General features: G+C 70.9%; 17 protein-coding genes. 8 read left to right on the forward strand and 9 right to left on the reverse strand.

Annotation, left to right across the window (positions count from 1 at the left end):
* The 4 genes from sucC to V6M45_RS14230 all read right to left on the reverse strand — a co-directional run.
* On the reverse strand, positions 1 to 1,017 hold a 1,017-nt coding region (gene sucC / locus V6M45_RS14215; protein WP_332657196.1), incomplete at its 3' end, for an ADP-forming succinate--CoA ligase subunit beta.
* 153 nt (positions 1,018 to 1,170) lie between these two features.
* Positions 1,171 to 1,629, reverse strand: coding sequence for a hypothetical protein (locus V6M45_RS14220; RefSeq protein ID WP_332657197.1), 459 nt, complete (start codon positions 1,627 to 1,629; stop codon positions 1,171 to 1,173).
* A gap of 110 nt (positions 1,630 to 1,739) precedes the next feature.
* Positions 1,740 to 3,260 (reverse strand): spinster family MFS transporter, encoded by a 1,521-nt coding sequence (locus tag V6M45_RS14225; protein WP_332657198.1) that lies wholly within the window; start codon positions 3,258 to 3,260, stop codon positions 1,740 to 1,742.
* 139 nt (positions 3,261 to 3,399) lie between these two features.
* Positions 3,400 to 5,631 carry a TonB-dependent receptor gene (locus V6M45_RS14230; RefSeq protein WP_332657199.1) on the reverse strand — a complete coding sequence of 744 codons (2,232 nt, stop codon included), beginning with the start codon at positions 5,629 to 5,631 and terminating at the stop codon, positions 3,400 to 3,402.
* Between the two features lie 175 nt (positions 5,632 to 5,806).
* Here V6M45_RS14230 and V6M45_RS14235 point away from each other — a divergent pair, with 175 nt between their 5' ends.
* Together V6M45_RS14235 and V6M45_RS14240 are read left to right on the forward strand one after the other, a co-directional pair.
* Positions 5,807 to 6,532, forward strand: a complete 726-nt coding sequence (locus tag V6M45_RS14235) for a TetR/AcrR family transcriptional regulator (RefSeq protein ID WP_332657200.1) — start codon at positions 5,807 to 5,809, stop codon at positions 6,530 to 6,532.
* Positions 6,532 to 7,314: a LytTR family DNA-binding domain-containing protein gene (locus tag V6M45_RS14240; protein WP_332657201.1), complete on the forward strand. Its 783-nt coding sequence runs from the start codon at positions 6,532 to 6,534 to the stop codon at positions 7,312 to 7,314. The genes V6M45_RS14235 and V6M45_RS14240 overlap by 1 nt, the downstream gene beginning before the upstream one ends.
* On the opposite strand, the gene V6M45_RS14245 is transcribed toward V6M45_RS14240, so the two are convergent.
* From V6M45_RS14245 to V6M45_RS14255, 3 genes are all read right to left on the reverse strand, one after another.
* Complete coding sequence (locus V6M45_RS14245; protein ID WP_332657202.1) at positions 7,315 to 8,775, reverse strand: carotenoid oxygenase family protein; 1,461 nt, start codon at positions 8,773 to 8,775, stop codon at positions 7,315 to 7,317.
* Between the two features lie 75 nt (positions 8,776 to 8,850).
* Positions 8,851 to 9,297 carry a DUF2141 domain-containing protein gene (locus V6M45_RS14250; protein ID WP_332657203.1) on the reverse strand — a complete coding sequence of 149 codons (447 nt, stop codon included), beginning with the start codon at positions 9,295 to 9,297 and terminating at the stop codon, positions 8,851 to 8,853.
* A gap of 156 nt (positions 9,298 to 9,453) precedes the next feature.
* A complete protein-coding gene (locus V6M45_RS14255) occupies positions 9,454 to 10,674 on the reverse strand; it encodes a YihY/virulence factor BrkB family protein (RefSeq protein ID WP_332657212.1) in 1,221 nt (406 codons plus the stop codon).
* Positions 10,675 to 10,756: 82 nt separating this feature from the next.
* Here V6M45_RS14255 and prmC point away from each other — a divergent pair, with 82 nt between their 5' ends.
* From prmC to V6M45_RS14280, 5 genes are all read left to right on the forward strand, one after another.
* Positions 10,757 to 11,650: a peptide chain release factor N(5)-glutamine methyltransferase gene (prmC, locus tag V6M45_RS14260; RefSeq protein ID WP_332657204.1), complete on the forward strand. Its 894-nt coding sequence runs from the start codon at positions 10,757 to 10,759 to the stop codon at positions 11,648 to 11,650.
* A gap of 302 nt (positions 11,651 to 11,952) precedes the next feature.
* Complete coding sequence (locus V6M45_RS14265) at positions 11,953 to 12,930, forward strand: DUF4167 domain-containing protein (RefSeq protein WP_332657205.1); 978 nt, start codon at positions 11,953 to 11,955, stop codon at positions 12,928 to 12,930.
* Between the two features lie 131 nt (positions 12,931 to 13,061).
* The gene (locus V6M45_RS14270; protein WP_332657206.1) at positions 13,062 to 13,721 is read left to right on the forward strand and encodes a DUF4893 domain-containing protein; all 660 of its coding nucleotides are present in this window, start codon (positions 13,062 to 13,064) and stop codon (positions 13,719 to 13,721) included.
* Positions 13,718 to 15,064: an FAD-dependent oxidoreductase gene (locus tag V6M45_RS14275; RefSeq protein ID WP_332657207.1), complete on the forward strand. Its 1,347-nt coding sequence runs from the start codon at positions 13,718 to 13,720 to the stop codon at positions 15,062 to 15,064. The genes V6M45_RS14270 and V6M45_RS14275 overlap by 4 nt, the downstream gene beginning before the upstream one ends.
* Before the next feature lie 53 nt (positions 15,065 to 15,117).
* Positions 15,118 to 15,834: a DUF4893 domain-containing protein gene (locus V6M45_RS14280; RefSeq protein ID WP_332657208.1), complete on the forward strand. Its 717-nt coding sequence runs from the start codon at positions 15,118 to 15,120 to the stop codon at positions 15,832 to 15,834.
* Positions 15,835 to 15,844: 10 nt separating this feature from the next.
* Here V6M45_RS14280 and V6M45_RS14285 read toward each other — a convergent pair whose 3' ends face one another.
* Entirely contained in the window at positions 15,845 to 16,687 is an 843-nt protein-coding gene (locus V6M45_RS14285; RefSeq protein ID WP_332657209.1) for a hypothetical protein, read from the reverse strand.
* Between the two features lie 4 nt (positions 16,688 to 16,691).
* Positions 16,692 to 18,308: a serine hydrolase gene (locus V6M45_RS14290; RefSeq protein ID WP_332657210.1), complete on the reverse strand. Its 1,617-nt coding sequence runs from the start codon at positions 18,306 to 18,308 to the stop codon at positions 16,692 to 16,694.
* Between the two features lie 170 nt (positions 18,309 to 18,478).
* On the opposite strand from V6M45_RS14290, the gene V6M45_RS14295 reads away from it, so the two are divergent.
* A partial coding sequence (locus tag V6M45_RS14295; protein ID WP_332657211.1) for a Clp protease N-terminal domain-containing protein occupies positions 18,479 to 19,138 on the forward strand: 660 nt, incomplete at its 3' end.

Genomic DNA, 19,138 nt, shown 5'->3' on the forward strand with positions numbered 1-19,138 from the left:
GGCGATGACGTCGCAGCGCATGATGCCGCCGAAGATGTTGACCAGGATGCCCTGCACGGCGGGGTCGGCGGTGATGATCTTGAAGGCCGCCGCGACCTTTTCCTTGGAGGCGCCGCCGCCGACGTCGCAGAAGTTGGCGGGCTCTTTTCCGTACAGCTTGATGATGTCCATCGTCGCCATGGCCAGGCCGGCGCCGTTGACCATGCAGCCGATGTTGCCGTCCAGCGCGACATAGGCGAGGTCCCATTCCGAGGCCTCGATCTCCTTGGCGTCTTCCTCGGTCTCGTCGCGCAGCGCCTTGATGTCCTCATGGCGGAACAGGGCGTTGCCGTCGAAGCTGACCTTGGCGTCCAGCACCCGCAGGCGGCCGTTGGTCATGACGATCAGCGGGTTGATCTCCAGCATCGACATGTCCTTGTCGACGAAGGCCCGGTACAGGGTCGGGAACAGGGTCTCGCCATCCTGGGCGGCGGCGCCGTCCAGCTTCAGGGCGGCGTTGATCTTGGCCACGTCGGCCTCGGTGACGCCCGCTTCCGGGTCGATGACGATGGTCTGGATCTTCTCGGGCGTGTCGTGGGCGACCGCCTCGATGTCCATGCCGCCCTCGGTCGAGACGACGAAGGCGATGCGGCCGTACTGACGGTCCACCAGCAGCGAGCAGTACAGTTCGCGGTCGATGTCGGCGCCGTCCTCGATGTACAGGCGGTTGACCTGCTTGCCGGCCTCGCCGGTCTGGGCCGTCACCAGGGTGTTGCCCAGCATCTCGCGGGCGTTGGCGACGACCTCCTCGATCGAGCGGGCCAGACGGACGCCGCCCTTGGCGTCCGGGCCCAGCTCCTTGAACTTGCCCTTGCCGCGCCCACCGGCGTGGATCTGGGACTTCACGACGTACAGGGGTCCGGGCAGCTGCTTCGCCGCCGCTTCGGCCTGATCGGCCGAGGTGATGGCCACGCCGGCCGCGACCGGGGCGCCGAAGCCCTTCAGGACCTGCTTGGCCTGATACTCGTGAATGTTCATGGATGCCGCCTTCGGGGGGAGAGTCGGCGTGCTTATAGGACCCGCGCCTTCGCAGGTGCAACCGCCTCTCGCCGGCTGCGGCCGGAGCCGGAATGCGAAACGCCCTCCGCCGCGGGGCGAAGGGCGTTCGTCAGGCTCTTCGGCAGGCTTGGCCTAGCGGACGGGCCGGATGGCGGTCAGGCTGGTGCTGTCGGCCTCGGTGGTGACCTTGACGAAGGTCACGTCGCCGGCGCGGTAGGCGTCCTGGTCCGGCGCATAGGCGTAGAGGCCGGCGTTGGCGTCCACGGCCATCGACACGCCGCCCAGCACGCCCGCGATCCCGGAGACCAGGTCCGGCTGGGCGGGCTGGCTGGTCAGCATGCAGGCCTGGCGCTTGCCGTCCGGCGCGGCCTGTTCGCCGACCACCAGATTGCGCGCCACGCCTTCGCCGGTGCGGATCCAGACGGTCATCCCGTCCTGCTGGACTGGAGCGGACCAGCCGCCCTCGGCCGCCGCGGCGGCGGTCACGGCGGCGACGTCGCCCCTGGTGGCGACGCACAGGGTCTTGAAGTCGTCGGCCGGCGCCGGGACGGGGGCGGCGGTTACGGCGGCGAACAGCAGCGTGGCGATCATCAATCGTACTCTCTTGGCGACAGGGGGAGGACCGGCGCGCGGCCGGCGTCGTGGGTCACTCTGCTTCGAAAAGCAGCGTCATTATGGCTGGGGCGCGCCCCGGAACGACCTCAGTCGACCCAGTCCTTCTTCAGGGTGCGCGAGGCGCCGATCAGCAGGATGGCGGCCAGCACATAGAAGCCCATGCCGGTGTAGATGGCCCAGCGCAGGCTCTCGTCGCCGAAGCGCGGCGCCAGCAGGTCGCTCATCCAGCCGAAATAGTAGAAGCCGACCGCGATCCCCAGCAGGTTGTTGATCAGCAGGAACAGGGCCGAGGCGGTCGAGCGCATCGGCGCCGGGACCAGATGCTGGACCGAGGCGGTGACCGGCCCCAGCCAGGCCAGGTTCAGCCCGGTCGGGATCAGGAAGATCAGGAAGGCGACGATCAGCTGCTGGGCGTTGGTGCCGCCGCCCGGGAAGATCAGGCCGATCAGCCACGGCGAGTTCATCGCCAGGATGAAACAGGGGGCCGAGATCAGGAAGGCGATGGCGGGGGTCAGGGGATAGGCGCCCTTGCCCCGCTTCGACAGCTTGTCGGCGATGGCGCCGCCCATCCAGATGCCCAGGGTGCCGCCGATCAGGGCGATGCCGGCATAGTACCAGCTGGTCTGCGACAGGGTCAGGCCGAAGCTGCGCATGAAGAACAGCGGCAGCCAGCCCGCCACGCCATAGCCGCACACCGAGGACGACGCCGCGCCCAGCGCCAGCAGCCAGAAGCTCTTCTTCGGGATCACCGCGGAGGCGGTGCGGCGGGCGATCATCAGCGATACGCCGATGACCACAGCCAGCAGGCCGCCGAAGGCGAACACCAGCGGATTGCCCAGCTCGAGACCGGCGAAACGGATCAGGGCGGCGAGGGTCAGAGCTCCGGCGCCGAGGCCCAGCATGATCAGGGCGGCGATCCGCCCGGTGTTTCCCGAGCCGACCACCGGGGCGGCGGCGATCGCGGCCAGCTCGGCCTCGGTCTTGGCCGTGTCGGTCCCGCCGCGCGTGGGGTTCTTCACCGTCAGCAGCAGCACCGGGGCCAGCAGCACCCCCAGCAGGCCGACGGCGATGAAGGCCGTACGCCAGCCGTATGTGGCCGCCAGCAGGCCGCCGACCAGCGTGCCCGCCGCCGTGCCCAGCGGAATGCCGAAGGCGAAGCCGGCCAGCGCCCGCGCCCGCTGGTTCGGCGGGAAATAGTCGGCGATCAGCGAATAGGCCGGGGCCACGCCGCCGGCCTCGCCGACGCCCACGCCCATACGGAACAGGAACAACTGGGTGAAGGACGTCGCCGCGCCGCACAGCGCCGTAAAGCCGCTCCACACCGCCAGCGCTCCGGTCATGATCCAGACGCGGCTGAACCGGTCGGCCAGCCAGGCCAGCGGAATGGCGAGGGTCGAATAGACGCTGGCGAAGGCGATGCCGCCGAGGAGGCCGAACTGGCTGTCCGACAGGCCGAACTCGGCCTTCAGCGGCGCGGCGAGGATGCCGATGATCTGCCGGTCGAGGAAGTTCAGCATGTAGGCCAGGATCAGGACCGCCAGCACATAGTAGCGGTAGCCCGGGCGGACGGGCGTTTGCCCGGGGACGGGGGCGTCCGTGTCGGTCATGGCGTTTCCCTCGACTTGATCTTCTTGGTTGGCTGGAACGGTAGCGGGGCCGTGGCGCGGCGTAAAAAGAAAAAGGGCGGCGGCTCAGGTGAACCGCCGCCCGTGATCACACGCGATCAGGCTTCAGGAGTCTTTCGGATCAGAACTTGACGCCCAGTCGGGCGGTGAAGGTCCGCGGCGCGCCGTAGAAGGCGATGATCGAGTTGCCGGTCGCGGCTCCGGGGAAGTTGTAGCCCCCGGTCTTGTAGCGCTCGTCCGACAGGTTCTTGCCGTGCAGGCCGACGGTCCAGCGGTCGCTGGCCGAGGTCCAGACCACGCTGGCGTCGTACATCCAGTAGGCGTCCTGGTCGAGCAGCGGCGCCGGGGTCTCGAACTGCTGATAGGCGCCGCGATAGGCCGCCGACGGGGTGAAGGCCAGCTCGCTGCCGTCCTCGAACCCGTGGGTCCAGGTGGCGCTGACCGAGCCGGTCCATTCCGGCGTGTTCTGGAAGTCGCGCAGGTCCGAGACGTCCACGAAACAGCCGACCAGGGTCGGGCAGGTCGCGTTCAGCGGGCCGGTGGGGATGTAGGCGAGGAACTCGTCGAACTGGGCGTCGATGTAGCTCAGCATGCCGTTGAGGACGAGGTTCTCGGTGGCCCGCAGCGAGCCCTCGAATTCCCAGCCGCGGATCGACGACGAACCGACGTTGTCGACCACCGAGGCCACGGTGGCGCCCGCCGGATACTGGGTCGTGATCTGCTGGTCCTCATAGGAGGAGTCGAACAGGGCGGTGGCGAAGCTGAAGCGGTCGAACAGCCGGCCCTTCAGGCCCACCTCGATCGTTTCGACGGTCTCGGGATCGTAGCCGAGCACGGTGTCGGGATAGAGCACCGCGTCGCCGCGCATGTCGAAGCCGCCCGACTTGAAGCCCCGGCCCCACGAGGCATAGGTCGTCAGGTCGTCGGAGATCTCATACGAGACGCTGACCCGGGGCGTGAACTCCTCGAAGTCGCGCGTGTCGGTGTAGTTGGTGCGCGGTCCGCCCAGGGGCACGGCCGCGGCGTTGCCGAAGAACGGGCTGCGGATGCCGAGGTACTGCTGACGGAAGACCGTGCCGGTCTTCTCGTCGTGGGTGAAGCGGCCGCCGACCGACATCGACAGGGCGTCGGTGAAATCATAGGTCAGGTCGCCGAACACCGACCAGCTCTTGGTGTCGACGCTGCCGGAGGTCAGGGTGGTCAGGTTGAAATTCCCGACCACGGTGTCGAACGCGCCCGAGGCCGTGGCGTCCAGATAGTAGACGCCCGCGACGCCCGACCAGCGGTCGCCTTCGAACAGCGCCTGGAATTCCTGGCTGAACTGGTCGTCGTCATACTGGGCGGGGATGTCGAGGATGGGCCCCGGCAGGTTGTCGAAATCGATGTTGCCGCGCGTCTCGCCGTCCCGGTAGGCGGTGATCGACTTCAGCGTCAGCCAGTCATTGACGGTGTACTCGCCGGTCAGCGACAGGCCGCGCGTCTCGACGCTGTTCTTGTCGCCGGCGCCGCCCATGGTGTCGTATTCGTTCGCGAGGATCGGCGCGGCTTCACGGTGCCCGTGGCGGGCGTTGGAGCTGTCCTTCACCCAGTCGCCGGCGAGGCGGAAGAACAGGGCGTCGGTGGGCGTCCACTCGACGCTGGCGCGTGCCGCCGTGACGTCCTTGTTGTAGTGCTCGGTGCCGGTGTTGAGGTTCTCGCCGAAGCCGTCGCGCAGGTAGCGGGCCACCGAGGCGGAGATGCCGACGGTGTCGCTGACCGGGCCCGACAGGCTGCCGATGGCCTCGAACTGGTTGTAGCTGCCGTAGGCCCCGCGCAGCGAGATCTCCGGATCCTGGCCGATGCGGCGCGTCACATATTTGATCGCCCCGCCGATGGTGTTGCGGCCGTACAGGGTGCCTTGCGGACCGCGCAGCACTTCGATGCGCTCGATGTCGAAGATGTCCAGAACGGCCGCCTGCGGACGGGCCACATAGACGTCGTCGATATACAGGCCCACGCCCGGGTCGAAGCCCCACAGCGGATCCTGCTGGCCGACGCCGCGGATGAAGGAGATCAGCGTCGAGTTCGAGCCGCGCGCCGAGTTCAGCGTCAGGCTGGGCGTGCTGCGGGCCAGTTCGGTGATGTCAGCCGAGCCGCGCGCTTCGAGCGCTTCGGCGGTGAAGGCGGTGACCGCCACCGGCACGTCCTGCAGCGCTTCGGCGCGACGGCGGGCGGTGACGATGACTTCGCCGATCTCGGTGGCGTCCTGCGGGGCCGCCGTGGCGGCGGCTCCGGCGTCCTGCGCCAGCGCGGCGGTCGAAAGCGCGCTCCAGCCGGCGCCCGCGAGCAAGGCGGTCTTTACGTAGCGATTCATGTGTAGCCCCAGTCCTGATGTTTCCGGTGAGACGCTTTTATTCAGCGTTCAATGATTTTCTCGGACCGTAATCGTTTTCGTCCCGCTGTCAAACGGCGCCGCTTGTCGGGCGACGCCCGCGGACGGGACTGTGGCGCCGTTGCCATGACCGCCTGACGGGGCCTAGCTTGCCGGCATGACCAAGCTCGACGCGCCCGCTTCCGCCGCCGCTCCCGCCCCCGCGCGTCGCGGCCGGCCGTCCAAGAAACGGGCCGAGGGAACGGGGGACACCCGCGAATCGATTCTCGACGCGGCCGAAGACCTGTTCTCCAAACACGGCTTCTATGGCGTGACCATCCGCGAGGTGGCGCGCGAGGCCGGGGTCGATACCGCCCTGGTCCACTATTATTTCGGGGCCAAGCGGGCCCTGTTCGACGCCGTCTTCCTGCGCCGGGCCGAGGTCTGGAACAGCGACCGGGTCAACGCCATCAACCGCTACGCCGAGGCGGCGGGCGCTGACATGACGCTCGAAGGGCTGCTCGCCGCCTTCCTGCATTCCCCGTTCGAATGGGCCCTGAAGGGGGGACCGGGGTGGAAGCACTACGCCGCCCTGGTGGCCCAGACCAACGCCAATCCGATGTTCGGCGGCGAGATCATGACCCGCTATTTCGATCCCACCGCGCGGCGGCTGATCGAGCTGATCAAGCGCGTCCTGCCGGAGGCGCGCGAGCAGGACCTCTACTGGGGCTACCACAACCTCTCGGGCGCCCTGACGCTGACGCTGGGCGAGACCGGCCGCCTCGACCGCCTGTCCGGCGGCCTGTGCCGTTCCGGCGATCTCGACACCGCCGGCGAGTACATGGTCCGCTTCGCCGCCGCCGGGTTCCGCGCCGTGTGCGGACCCGGGAGCCGACCCGGCTGATGCGACCGCCCGCCGCCCCATCGGGACCGGCTCCGCGGCGCTGGCCCCGCTTCCGCATCGACCGGGGCTGGGGCGTGGCCGTCGGCGCGGGCGCCCTGCTCGCCCTGAGCGGCGCCTTCGGCACCATCGGCCTGCCGCTGTGGCTACGCTTCGCCTACTGGGTTCCGCTGATCCTCGCCGGCGCCCTCTGGGGGCATCTGTGCTCCCGCATGGTCGAGCGTCGGATCGACCCGGATGAACGGCCATGGCTGACCGTGGCGGCGCTTTCGGCGGCCATCACCGGTCCGGTGGCGGTGCTGGTCTGGCTGGTCACCGGCCTCGCCTTCGAACGCGAGGTCTACCCGACCGATCGGCTCCTCGGCTTTGTCGGACCCGTGCTGGTCGTCACCGTCGCCCTCAGCGCCGTCAATGTCTTCATGGGCCGCGCCACGCCGGTCCAGACCCACGCGGGCGCCGGCGGCGCCGCTCCGGCCCGCTTTCTGGACCGCCTGCCGCCAAGGCTGCGCGGTGCGGCGCTCCACGCCGTCCAGGCCGAAGACCACTATCTGCGCCTGCACACCGACCGCGGCTCGGACCTGATCCTGATGCGGCTGTCCGACGCCGTGGCCGAGCTTGAAGGGCTCGAAGGCGCGCAGACCCACCGCAGCTGGTGGGTCGCCCGCGATGCGGTCCGCGACGTCAAACGCAACGACGGCCGGGCCGCCCTGTCGCTTGAGGGCGGCCTCGTCGCCCCGGTCAGCCGCCGCTACGCCCGGGCCCTGCGCGAGGCCGGCTGGTACTGACTAGCCGTGCCAGACGCCGTGGAAGCTGACCGGCAGGGCCGCGTCAGCGCGCCAAGTCGCGACCGGCCCGTCCTCGATCCGGGCCGCGTCGAGCGCATGCAGTTCGGTTGCACGGGCGGCCAGGTTGAGGGTCGGCCCGACCAGCCAGCCGTCATCCTCCTCCGAGCCGCCGGGGCGCGGGACGAACACCATCTCGTCCATCACATGGTCCGCCCCGAAGTCGAATGCGCGGGTCCGGCCCGCCCGCCAGTCCGTCATCCCGATCGCGCTCGCGAACGGTCGATCCGAAGCCTCCCCGGCCGTGTGCAGGGTGAAGCGACGCGGCAGGCCGGCGCGGCGCGGATCGCCGCGCGGGAACTCGGCCACATGGTCGGTGCGCTGCAGGTCGGCCGAGCCGTCCGCCTTAAGCTGCACCATCGCCAGCCGGGCCGGCTCGCCGTCCAGCGGCACGCCGTTCAGCACCTCGCTGGCGCCGCGGGCGGCGAAGTCCATATCGCGATGGACGCAGACATCGAAGCGGATGTCGCCGCCGTCCGACCAGGCGTCCCCGAGGTGGAAGAAGCCGAAAGCCGGCAGGTCGAACACCCGCCGCTTCGTCAGGTCGTCCTTGTCGATCACCAGCACCTGGGTCCCCTCCTCGGGACGCCAGTCGAAGCCCTCCGAGAACGGCATGGTCATCCGCGCCTGCACCCACGGCTGCAGCACGATCACCAGATGGCGGGCCGTGGCGGTGAAGTCATGGACATAGCTGGCGCGCGGCAGGTCGATCATCGTCGCAGCCTCAAGCTCGCCCGCGGCTGACAGGCGCCAGACCATGGCCTGCCCCCGGCCCATGCCGAGGTTCCAGATGCGGCCGTCCGGCTCGCGCCGCGGATGGGCGAGGAAGGGCATGGATTTCAGGTCGGGGCGATGGGTGACCATGCCCCGGGTCTCCAGCGTCTCCGGATCCATGGCCACGGCCGATCCGGCCTCCCACAGCGCCCACAGGGCGTCGCCGGCCATCAGCACCGAGGTGTTGGCGGCGTTGGCGTCGTCGTTCGAGCCGATCTCGGCGCGGGGATCGCCGACGGTGCCGAAGCCGGGCATGACCATGGCGTCCAGTCGCGTCTCCTGCCGCCGCTTCGGCGTGTCGACGAAGCGGGCGGCCAGCTCGGCCCGGCCATCCGAGATGCGGAAGCGCCGCACCATGCCGTCGCCGTCGAACCAGTGCGCCGCCGACCGGCCGGGGCGACGGAATTTCGCTGGCCCGTTGCGATACAGGGCGCCCTCCAGCCCCGCCGGGGCCCGGCCATGGATGAGGCGCATCGCCTGGGGCGCGACGTCGGCCTCGACATCGGCCGTGGCCAGACCCCAGTCGGTGGCGATCCGCATCGCCGTCATGGCGCGGACGGTCTCCGGGGTCACGACAGCGGCGGACAGGGCTGCGGCGCCCATCAGGAAGTTGCGGCGGGAAGCGATCATGGCAAGGGTCTCCGGCGGGGGGGGGTACGGCGCGGCCTCAAGCAGCGAGCCGCCGCGCGGCGAGCGGTAGGCCCCTCAACGCAAGTTGATGGTCTGGGCGGTCGCGCCCGAGACGGCGAAGCGGGCGCGCTCCCAGCTGGCCGGGCCCATGTTGCCGACGGCGTTGTTGGAGAAGGCGTAGGGCTCGACCGGCATGCCGAACGGATTGACGTTCATCTCGCCGTCGCCGTTGACGTCATGAAAGGCCTTGGCCGCATAGTCGCCCGCGGGCAGCCCTTCGAAGACGGCGCTGACCTCTCCCGCGGCCACATCCAGCCGGCGCGCGCCGACCGGACGGTCCCCCGCGTAGCCCGCCTGGGAATCATACAGGGCGACCATCACCGCGCCGGTCTGCGCCCCGGTCTCGAAGGTCAGGGTCACGGCGCTGTCGGGCGCGCCCCCGGACGGACTCTGGGCCAGGGCGGCGCCGGCCGGGGCAAGCAGGCCGAAGGCGGCGAGGGCGATCAGGGGCAGGCGGGTCATGCGGGGATCTCTCGAGCGAGGGAGGCCCGACCACCGGACCTCCGAGGCCCCGACCGTGTGGCGGTCCCGACCGCGGCGCCACGCCGGATGCGGCGACCGACGCCCTGCCTTCGTGAACGACCGCGCCCGTCCGTTGGCGAAGCGCCAATGACCGCGTCAGCTGCGCCGGATGCGCCGCTTCAGCAGCCGGTCCGACAGGGCCTCGGCGTGTTTCAGGGTGAAGGCCAGGGCCGCCGGATTGCCCCGGCGCGGACCGACCGTATCGGCCACCACCGCCCCGCGCTCGCCGATCGCCCGCTGCTCGCCGGTGGTGGTGTCGATCGCTGTCTGGTGCTCGATCTCGGCGTTGAACTCGGCCCCCATCAGGATGATCTGCACGCTCAGCCAGGTCCACAGCAGGAAGCCCATCATGGCCGCCAGCGGTCCGTAGGAGGCCGTGCGCACGAAGGTCTGCAGATACCAGCTGAACACCAGCGACAGGATCACGCTCAGCAGGGCGGCGAACAGGGCGCCCGGCGTCAGCCAGCGCCAGCGCGCCCGCGCCCGGCACGGCCCGAAGCGATAGATCACCGTCAGGGCCGCGACATAGACCGTGCCCAGAATGGGCCAGCGCAACGGGGCCAGATAGGCCCACTCGTCCGCGAGGCCGAACACCCCCATCACCACCGGCACCCCGACGATCAGGCCCGCCGTCACCAGGATGCTGATCAGGCCCGTGACCGTGAACGCCATGCAGGTCAGATTGTAGCGGACGATATTGCGCCGCTCGACCTCGTGATAGGCGATGTTCAGGCCGTAGAAGAGCACCTTGATCGCCCCGTTCGCGGTCCACAGCGACAGGGCCAGGGTCCACACCAGGGTGAAGGTCAGGGTGGTGGTGGCGTTCTCGGCCAGCCGCTGCATCTCGCCGCTGAGGAATTCAGCCACCCCCGCCGGCATCACCGAATAGAGAAAATACAGCCGCTCGACCGCATCGTTGGGGTCCGCGAACAGGCCGTACAGGGTGACGAACGCCGCCAGGGTAGGGAACAGCGACAGCATCACGAAGAAGGTCACGCCCCCGGCCACGAACCCGACCCGGTCGCCGAAATAGGACGCCCCGACGCGCCAGAAGATGTCGACCCAGCCCTTGTGCGGAATGTGCTCCGGCCGTTGCGCCAGCCGCCCGCGACCGGGCTCTCTCGCCTCGAAATCCTCGGGCGTCGGAACCTGCGGCGGCGGCGGACCGGGGTGCGGCCGCCGCAACTCGATCCCGTATTTGTGCCCGTGGCGGTACAGCAGGTGCGCCGCGCCGGCCCCGGCCGCGAGCCCCCCGCCGATCGCCCCGAGGACGCCCCACAGCCCGAGGCCGCCCCTTGCTTCAGACCGCTTCTGCATCGTGGCCACAACGGCTCCCGCCGGACGCCGTTCCGGCGCCGTCGCGCTTGATATCCGCGCAAACCCGCGCCAAGGCCAGAGCATGACCCACGCCGCCGCTTCCCCCACCCTGCTGACCGCCTGGAAGGCCGCCGCCGCCACGCTCAAGGCCGGCCGCATCGACAGCCCCTCGATCGACGCCCGCCTGCTGCTCGAGGTCGCCGCCGGCTGTTCGCGCACCGACATCCTGACCGACCCCTACCGCGCCGTGACCGCCGAGCAGCAGACCGCGCTGGACGCCTTCGTCGAGCGCCGCCTGCGCCGCGAGCCGGTGTCGCGCATCCTCGGCAGGAAGGGCTTCTGGAAGATCATGCTGAACGTCACCCCCGACGTGCTCAGCCCGCGCCCGGACACCGAGGCCATTCTCGACGTCGTCCTGCTGGCGTACCCGCCGCACAAGGCGTTCGAGATGATCGATCTCGGCACGGGCTCGGGCGCCATCCTGCTGGCGACCCTGGCCGAGCGCTTCGGCGCGCGCGGCGTCGGCACCGACATCTCGTCGGAGGCCCTGGCCGTGGCCCGGGAGAACGCCGCCAACCTCGACCTCGACGGCCGTGCGACCTTCCTGCGCACCGAATGGGCCGCCGGCTTCGGCGACCACAGCTTCGACGTGGTCGTCTCCAACCCGCCCTACATCCCGTCCGGCGACATCCCCGGCCTCGACCCCGAGGTCCGCGACCACGACCCGCACCTGGCCCTCGACGGCGGCCCCGACGGCCTGCAGGCCTATCGCGAACTGGCCCCGGAGATCCGCCGCATCCTGCGTCCCGACGGCCTGTTCGCGGTCGAGATCGGCTGGGACCAGGGCCCGCAGGTCAAGGCCCTGTTCGAAGCCGCGGGCTTCGACCGGGTCATCGTCGTCAAGGACCTGTCCGACCGCGACCGCGTCGTCACCAATGGCCCCGATCCGCGCACCAATCCCGTTCCGAAGATGTGAGACCCTGTTTCGCCCGGGCGCGGGCGCGTTAAACAAACCCCTTGGAAACAGCCTCCGCCCGCGCTAAGTCTGGCCTGTCTCCCACCCAAAACGCACGCCTTGGACCGCTTCAGGCCCATCCACGCGCGCCCGGGACAGTGACGGTCTGATCGTTCGGTCAGGCGGACCACGGGGCCGACAACGGATTTCCGATCACATCGTCAGCGGGGATTGGCCCCGCGCGAAGCGGAACGACGAAACGGACGGCGACAGGCTGCATCTCGCAGGCCGGCCCGTCCCTTCACAAAGCACGGTAGCGTCCGATGAGAGATTTCAAGGGCATGAAGCGTCAGCGCGGACGCAACAGGAAGCCCGGCGGCGGCGGCGGCGGCAACGCCAACGCCACCAATCCGAACCGTTCGTGGGACTCCCAGGGTCCCGAGAACATCAAGGTCCGCGGCAACGCCCAGACCGTCTATGAGCGCTACATGCAGCTGGCGCGCGACGCCTCGGCCGCCGGCGACCGGGTGCTGGCCGAGAACTACACCCAGCACGCCGAACACTATTTCCGCGTCCTGCGCGCCCTGCAGCCCTCGCGCCCGGTGTCCGAGATCGCCCAGCGCGAACTGGCCGGCCAGGGCTTCGACATCGATTTCGAGGATGAGACCGGGGCCCAGGCCGCCGCCATCATGGCCGCCGAAAAGGCCGAGGCCGACCGCGTCGCCGCCGCCGAGGCCCGCCAGCGCGAGAACGACGACCGCCAGAACGGCGAACGTCAGAACGGCGGCGCCTATGATCGCCAGAACGACCGCTCCAACGACCGTCAGTCGGACCAACCCCGCCGCGAGTGGCGCGACCGCGACGACCAGCCGCGCGAACCTCGTGACCCGGCGCCCCGCGCCGAGGGCGATGGCGCGAACGGCGAAGGCGGTCGTCGCGAGACCCGCCGCGAACGCTGGGAACGCCGTCAGCAGGAGCGCAACCTGCGCTTCCAGAATGAGCGCGGCGAGGGCGATCAGACGGCCCCGGCCGACGACGTCGAGTCCGCCTCCGCGCCGGAGAGCCGCGAGGTCGAAGCCGCGCCCGCCCGCGCCGAACGGCCCCCGCGCGAGCGCCGTCCGCGCCGTGAGACCGCCGATGCGGCCGCCGCTGATGACGCCCCGACCGCCCTGCCCGGCTTCCTGACCCGCTCGGCCGCGCCGGCCCCCGAGGCTCCGCCCGAAGGCGGCGAGGCCGAGGCTCCGGCGCCCAAGCGCCGCGCGCCGCGCCGCAAGGCCGAGGTTCCCGCCGACGAAGGCTGAGGCCTTTCGACCCGTCCGCGGGCGAGTGCGCTTGACGCGGCTCGCCCGGACCGGTCCAAGGGGCTTCTGTACGTTGACGGACCTCCGCGCCTCCCCGGCGGCCGGGGTCCCGGGATACACGGGAGCGCCGCATGCTTCGCCTGTTCCGGCCGCAGGTCCTGATCGCCCTCGCCGCCGCGTCGATTTCCGCCTGCGCCGCCACGCCCCCGCCGCCGCCGCCTCCTCCGGGCGGCCCGGCCGACGGCGGCCCCGTCCTGCGCGACTGGCGCAGCGTCGTCACAGCCTCCGATCGCGACCGCTACCAGCGCCTCGACGCCGCCTGGAGCCTGGCCCTGCAGCAGGCGCGTCGCCAGCGCGGCTCGGGCGACCTCGCCTCGACCGGTGAACTGATCGACCCCGACGCGGCCCGGCCCTCCGTCGCCCCGCCCCCCGGCGACTACCGCTGCCGGACGGTCAAGCTCGGCTCGCAGGGCGGCGAGGACGGTCTCGGCTACGTCGTCTACGGCTGGTTCGACTGCCGCATCGAAAAGACGGCCAACGGCCTGAAATTCAGCAAGCTGACCGGCAGCCAGCGTCCCGCCGGCCTGCTCTTCCCCGAGAACGACCGGCGGATGGTCCTGCTCGGCTCCATGTCGCTGGCCGACGAGCCCGCCGCCAACTCCTACGGCCAAAGCCCCGACCGCGATCTGATCGCGACTCTGGAGCGGATCGGCGACCGTCGCTGGCGACTGGTCCTGCCCTGGCCGCGATATGAGTCCAATCTCGACCTGATCGAACTCATCCCCGCGTGAGCCGGAAGCCGGGTCCGAAGCCTCCCCGCTCGCGGCCAGACCGGGAACAGCCCGCCCCGGACGGGCGGGTCCCGAAAGGCCGACGAACCCGGGTCGCCGGCAAGGCCGCCGACGCTGTCGCGCTCGACGTCCCGTCGCCCCCGCGTCGCCCCCGACCGGCCGACATCGCCGTCGTCGGGGCCGGTCCCGCCGGTCTCGCCGTCGCCCTGATGCTGGTCCGGCAGGGCCGTCGCGTCATGGTCCATGAGCGGTTTGCGACGCCCCGGCCGATGGGGGCGGGCTTCATGCTCCAGCCCACCGGCCTGCATGTCCTCGACGGGCTGGGCCTGACGCCCCGGGTCGAATCCTGCGGACAGCGCATCGACCACATCTTCGGTCGCGAGGCCCGTCACGGCGGGGTCGTGCTGGACGTCCGCTACAGCGATCTGAAGCGTCCGCGTCCGGCCATCGGCATCCATCGCGCCGCCATGTTCGCCATCCTGTTCGAGGCCTGTCTCGAGGCCGGCGTGGATTTTGAAACCGACCGCGAAATCGTCGGCGCCGACGCCGGTCGCCTGATCGACAGCGGCGGTCGCCGCAGCGCTCCGTTCAACCTGGTGGTCGACGCCTCGGGCGCCCGCTCCGCCATCGCCTCCGACATGAGGGTGGAGCGGCGCGACCTCGCCTGGGGCGCGCTGTGGACCACCGTGCCGTGGCCGGGGCCGCCGTTCGATCCGACGGCGCTGGAGCAGGTCTATCTGGGCGCCAGCCGCATGCTCGGCGTCCTGCCCAGCGGCGTCCTCCCGACCGCGCCGGCCGCGCCGCTGGCGACCTTCTTCTGGAGCCTGAAGACCGAGATCTGGCCCGACTGGCACGCCCTCGGCCTCGAGACCTGGAAGGACCACTGTCTGCGGCTGTGGCCCGAGCTGTCTCCGGTCATGGACGCCATCACAGACCGCGAGCAGATGACCCTGGCCTCCTATGGCCACCAGACCCTGGCGCGTCCGATCGGCGAGCGCCTGGCCGTCATCGGCGACGCGGCCCATTCCACCAGCCCCCAGCTCGGCCAGGGCGTGAACATGGCCTTGCTCGACGCCCGGGCGCTCGCCGATGCGCTGGCGACCGAAACCGACCTGGCCGCGGCCCTGGCCGCCTACGCCCGCCGCCGGCGCTGGCATGTCCGGCTCTACCAGGCCCTCAGCCTCGGCTTCACCCCCTTCTACCAGGGCGACGGACGCCTGTTGCCTTGGGTGCGCGATCACCTTCTGGGCAAGGTCGCCCGGCTGCCGTTCTCGCCGCGATTGCTGGCGGCGACGGTTTCCGGCCTGCTGCTGGATCCCCGGACGACGGGCGGCGGTCGCTGAACCCGGGGCGGACTCATCCGTTCGACTGGTTCCAGCCGAATGGAGATCCCTGCATGCGGACGCTCGCCGCCGTCGCCTCGCTTGCCGTCCTGCTCGCCGCCCCGCTCGCCGCTTGCGGCGACGCCCCGCCGGCGCCCGGCGACAGCGCCGTTCCCCCCGCGGCCGAAGCCCCCGAGCCCCCGCCGCGGGTCCCGGCTCCGACCCCGCCCGCCGGGGGCGAACAAGGCGGCGCCGCCGGCTGGCATGAGGTCGCCTCCAGCGAGGACGCCTCCCGCCTCGGCCGCCTCGACCAGGCCTGGCGGATGGGCCGCGCCGAGGCCGAGGACCGGGGCTTCGCCGCCCAGGTCGAGGCCCTCGGCCCGCTGGTCGATCCGAACGCCGGTCAGGCCGGGCGGCTCCAGCCCCCGCCCGGCGACTACCGCTGCCGCGCCGTCAAGCTGGGCTCCAACGGCCCGGGCGGGCCCGGCTATCTCGAATACCCGTTCTTCCGCTGCATCATCGAACTGACGCCGGGCGGCGACCTGGTCCTGACCAAGACCACCGGCTCGCAGCGCACGCGCGGCCTGCTGTATCCCGACAGCGACCGCCGGCTCATCTACGTCGGCGCCCAGGCCTGGGGCGCCGACGAGACCGGCTGGCCCGCCTATGGCCAGATGCCCGAACGCGACCAGATCGGCGTCTTCGAACGGATCGGCTCGCAGCGCTGGCGGCTGGTCCTGCCGTGGCCGAAGCAGGACTCCAAGCTGGAGATCCTCGAACTGGTCCGCTGACCCCTGCGGACTACCCCGCCGGGCAGGCGATCGGCTGCTGGTACAGCACCGTCGCCGGATCCAGCCGTCGGGCCTCGGCCAGCGCCGCCCCGGCCTCGGCGCAGCGCCCGGCGCCCGCCAGGGCCGCGGCGAGACTGTGCCGGACCGCCGCGACTTCCGGGGCGCCCTGCACCGCCTTCTCGCAGAACGGCAGGCCCTCGGCCGGCCGTCCGGCGCGGACCAGAATGTAGCAGTGGTTGTTCAGATAGCCGGGGTTCGTCGGCTCGGCCTTGATCGCCACCAGGCTCGCCTCCAGCGCTCCGTCGAAATCGCCCAGCTGCTCCAGCACCAGGGCCAGGTTGGCGTGGCCGTCGACGTCCTTGACCGGCAGGGCGCGGTAGGCGGCGAAGGCGGGCTCGAAGGCGGCGTCGCGGCCCTTCTTCAGGATCGGCAGGATCAGGCTCAGCAGGAACCGTCGCGCGTCCTCGTTGACCTCGCCGCCCATCTCACGAGCCGCCGCCCAGGCGGGATCGTCCGACAGGATCAGCCAGGCGATCCGCGCGTCGGCCACCGCGTCCTTGCCGCGCCCGACCTGCTGATAGGTGTCGCCCCGGAACGCGTGCAGCCAGACGTCGGAATAGACCGCCTCCTCGCCGGCGGCCGCGTCGTACAGGCGCTCGGCCGCGCCATAATCCCGGTTCAGATAGGCCTCGGTGGCCTGGTTGAGCCGGGCCAGCCGTTGCTGCGGCGAGCCCTCCGGCAAGGCCTCGGCGCACGCGGCCCAGTCGGTCGCGACGCCGGGCGCCATCTCGCAGGCGGCAGGGCCTTCCTGCGGCGCGGCGGTCAGACTCAGGGCGAGGGCCAGGGCGATCATCGGCTCAGACCCGGGTCAGCCGCAGGTCGTGGAAGTCGTAGCTGAAGTCCGCGTCCGGCGAGACCGCCTTCATCGTCGCCGTGACCGGCGCCCCGTTCTCCAGCTTGAAGGTGACGAACACGTCCTCCTCCCGCCGGTCGGGGAAGCGGGTCCGCAGCGTCTCGCCGTCATAGGCCTCCAACGGCCCCTGCAGCGACGGCGTGCGGCTGAAGGCCAGCCACAGCCCGCCCCCGCGCCGCTCGATGACGATGTCGCCGTACCACGGGTCCCGCCACGTCCCGGCATAGGCCGCCAGCGGCAGCGACGGCGCCGCCCCCGCCGCCTGTTTCGCGTCGATTTCCGCCGCCGCCGCGATCGATTTGGCGTCGCCCTCGGCCTTTCGCCGCACGCTGTCGGCGATCCAGTCGAAGTCGGTCTTGCCCATGATGATGTCGGCGATGCCACTGCGCAGCGCCCGCGTCAGCATCCCCTCCTCGGCGTTGGTGAAATAGCTGAACCCCGCGTCCCGGCCGGGGATCAGCACCGTGCCCGAGATGAAGCCCGGGGCCCCGCCGCCATGGGTGATGAAGCGCTCGCCGCGATAGTCCATCACCTGCCAGCCCATCGCATAGGTCGCCGCGATGGCCCGCCCCGGCAGGTCCGGCGTCGGCCCGGCAGAGTTGGAGATGATGACGTTCGGCTTCCACATCTCATCGCCGCGCGCCTCGGAATACAGCCGCGAGCCGTCGGGCAGCTCGCCGCGCTTCAGCTGCACCGCGATCCATTTGGCCCAGTCGACCGGATTGGTGACAAAGCCGCCCGCCGCCCCCGCCGAGCTCCAGTTCCACACCTCCTGGATCGACTGGCCGATGGTCTGCATCGGCCCCTGGTAGCGCAGCGGCGGTCCGATCCGCCCGTGCGGCAGGGCCGATTTCGCCGGGTCCGCCGCCGTCATCAGCGGCAGGGTCTCGCTCATCCCCAGCTTGTCGAGGATGCGCGTCTGCACGAACGCCTCCCACGGCATCCCCGAAGCGGCCGCGACCACCTCGCCCGCCACCACGAACATCAGGTTGCAGTAGTGATAATTGGTCCGGAACTGGTCCTCGATCGGCACATGCGGCACGGCCGCCATGATCTCCGACCGAGTCCGGTCGCTGTTGGGCCAGAACAGCAGGTCCCCGGCCCCGAGACCGAAGCCGATCCGGTGGCTGATCAGGTCGCGCACCGTGACCATGCCGTTCAGTTCGGGCTTCGACAGCGAGAAGTCGGGCAGATAGGTCCGCACCGGCTCGTCCCACTTCACCTTGCCCTCGTCGACGAGGATGGCCAGGGCCGCCGCCGTCACCGCCTTGGTGTTCGAGGCGATGGCGAAATGCGTGTGCGCGTCGATCGCCGCCCCGCCCGTGGACCGCACGCCATAGCCGCGGGTCAGCACCGCCTCGCCGTCCTTGACCACCGCCACCGACACCGCCGGCTGGTCCGGGAAGGCCGCCATGGCCTTCCTGACGAAGGCGTCGACCGCCTCGGCCAGCGCCTCCCCCGCCGGCGCCGGACCCGTCTGGGCCCAGGACAGAGAGGGCAAGGCGACCCCGGCCGCGGCGGACGATACGAGCGCCGCGCGGCGCGTGAGGCGGATGGACATGCAGACGCTCCCGACAGACTTCGGCCGCGACGCTAGCCCGACCCGCGCCGACCCGTCCACTCACCCCTTGTGTGACCCGATCGCCACACCCAGATTTGCGTCAGCTCAAGGCGTCGCTTCCGGAAAGGACGCCCATGGGCGCACATTCCGCCTGACGCAGGGGACACGCCGTGAATCTCGACCTCTACTCCGACCGCGCCAAACAGGCCGTCCAGTCCGCCCAGTCGCTGGCCCTGGCCCGCCGGCATCAGCAATTCGCCCCCGAACACCTGCTCAAGGTGCTGCTGGAGGAGCGCGACGGCCTCGCCCGCAATCTGATCACCGCCGCCGGCGGCGACCCCGCCAAGGCCGAGTCCGCCACGGAAACCGCCCTGTCCAAGCGCGCCCAGGTCTCCGGCGGCTCGGGCCAGCTCTATCTGGACGGCGACACCGCCCGCGTCTTCGCCGCCGCCGAGGCGGCCTCGAAGAAGGCCGGCGACGCCTTCGTCACCACCGAGCGGCTGCTCAGCGCCCTCGCCCGCGAGGGCGGGGTCGCCGCCACCGTCCTCGCCTCGGTCGGCGCCACGCCCGCCAAACTGGACGAGGCCATCAACGAGATCCGCAAGGGCAAGACCGCCGACAGCGCCGGGGCCGAGGACGCGTACGACGCCCTCAAACGCTACGCCCGCGACCTGACCCTGGCCGCCCGCGACGGCAAGATCGACCCGGTCATCGGCCGCGACGAGGAGATCCGCCGCACCATCCAGGTCCTCGCCCGCCGCACCAAGAACAACCCCGTCCTGATCGGCGAGCCCGGCGTCGGCAAGACCGCCATCGTCGAGGGTCTGGCC

It is taken from the genome of Brevundimonas sp., assembly GCF_036676055.1.
Taxonomy (GTDB): domain Bacteria; phylum Pseudomonadota; class Alphaproteobacteria; order Caulobacterales; family Caulobacteraceae; genus Brevundimonas.

Excerpts from the sequence above, each read along its gene's own strand:
- V6M45_RS14220 (WP_332657197.1), bottom strand. The coding sequence starts at position 1,629 with ATGATCGCCACGCTGCTGTTCGCCGCCGTAACCGCCGCCCCCGTCCCG.
- V6M45_RS14225 (WP_332657198.1), bottom strand. The coding sequence starts at position 3,260 with ATGACCGACACGGACGCCCCCGTCCCCGGGCAAACGCCCGTCCGCCCG.
- V6M45_RS14230 (WP_332657199.1), bottom strand. The coding sequence starts at position 5,631 with ATGAATCGCTACGTAAAGACCGCCTTGCTCGCGGGCGCCGGCTGGAGC.
- V6M45_RS14235 (WP_332657200.1), top strand. The coding sequence starts at position 5,807 with ATGACCAAGCTCGACGCGCCCGCTTCCGCCGCCGCTCCCGCCCCCGCG.
- V6M45_RS14240 (WP_332657201.1), top strand. The coding sequence starts at position 6,532 with ATGCGACCGCCCGCCGCCCCATCGGGACCGGCTCCGCGGCGCTGGCCC.
- V6M45_RS14245 (WP_332657202.1), bottom strand. The coding sequence starts at position 8,775 with ATGATCGCTTCCCGCCGCAACTTCCTGATGGGCGCCGCAGCCCTGTCC.
- V6M45_RS14250 (WP_332657203.1), bottom strand. The coding sequence starts at position 9,297 with ATGACCCGCCTGCCCCTGATCGCCCTCGCCGCCTTCGGCCTGCTTGCC.
- V6M45_RS14255 (WP_332657212.1), bottom strand. The coding sequence starts at position 10,674 with ATGCAGAAGCGGTCTGAAGCAAGGGGCGGCCTCGGGCTGTGGGGCGTC.
- prmC (WP_332657204.1), top strand. The coding sequence starts at position 10,757 with ATGACCCACGCCGCCGCTTCCCCCACCCTGCTGACCGCCTGGAAGGCC.
- V6M45_RS14265 (WP_332657205.1), top strand. The coding sequence starts at position 11,953 with ATGAGAGATTTCAAGGGCATGAAGCGTCAGCGCGGACGCAACAGGAAG.
- V6M45_RS14270 (WP_332657206.1), top strand. The coding sequence starts at position 13,062 with ATGCTTCGCCTGTTCCGGCCGCAGGTCCTGATCGCCCTCGCCGCCGCG.
- V6M45_RS14280 (WP_332657208.1), top strand. The coding sequence starts at position 15,118 with ATGCGGACGCTCGCCGCCGTCGCCTCGCTTGCCGTCCTGCTCGCCGCC.
- V6M45_RS14285 (WP_332657209.1), bottom strand. The coding sequence starts at position 16,687 with ATGATCGCCCTGGCCCTCGCCCTGAGTCTGACCGCCGCGCCGCAGGAA.
- V6M45_RS14290 (WP_332657210.1), bottom strand. The coding sequence starts at position 18,308 with ATGTCCATCCGCCTCACGCGCCGCGCGGCGCTCGTATCGTCCGCCGCG.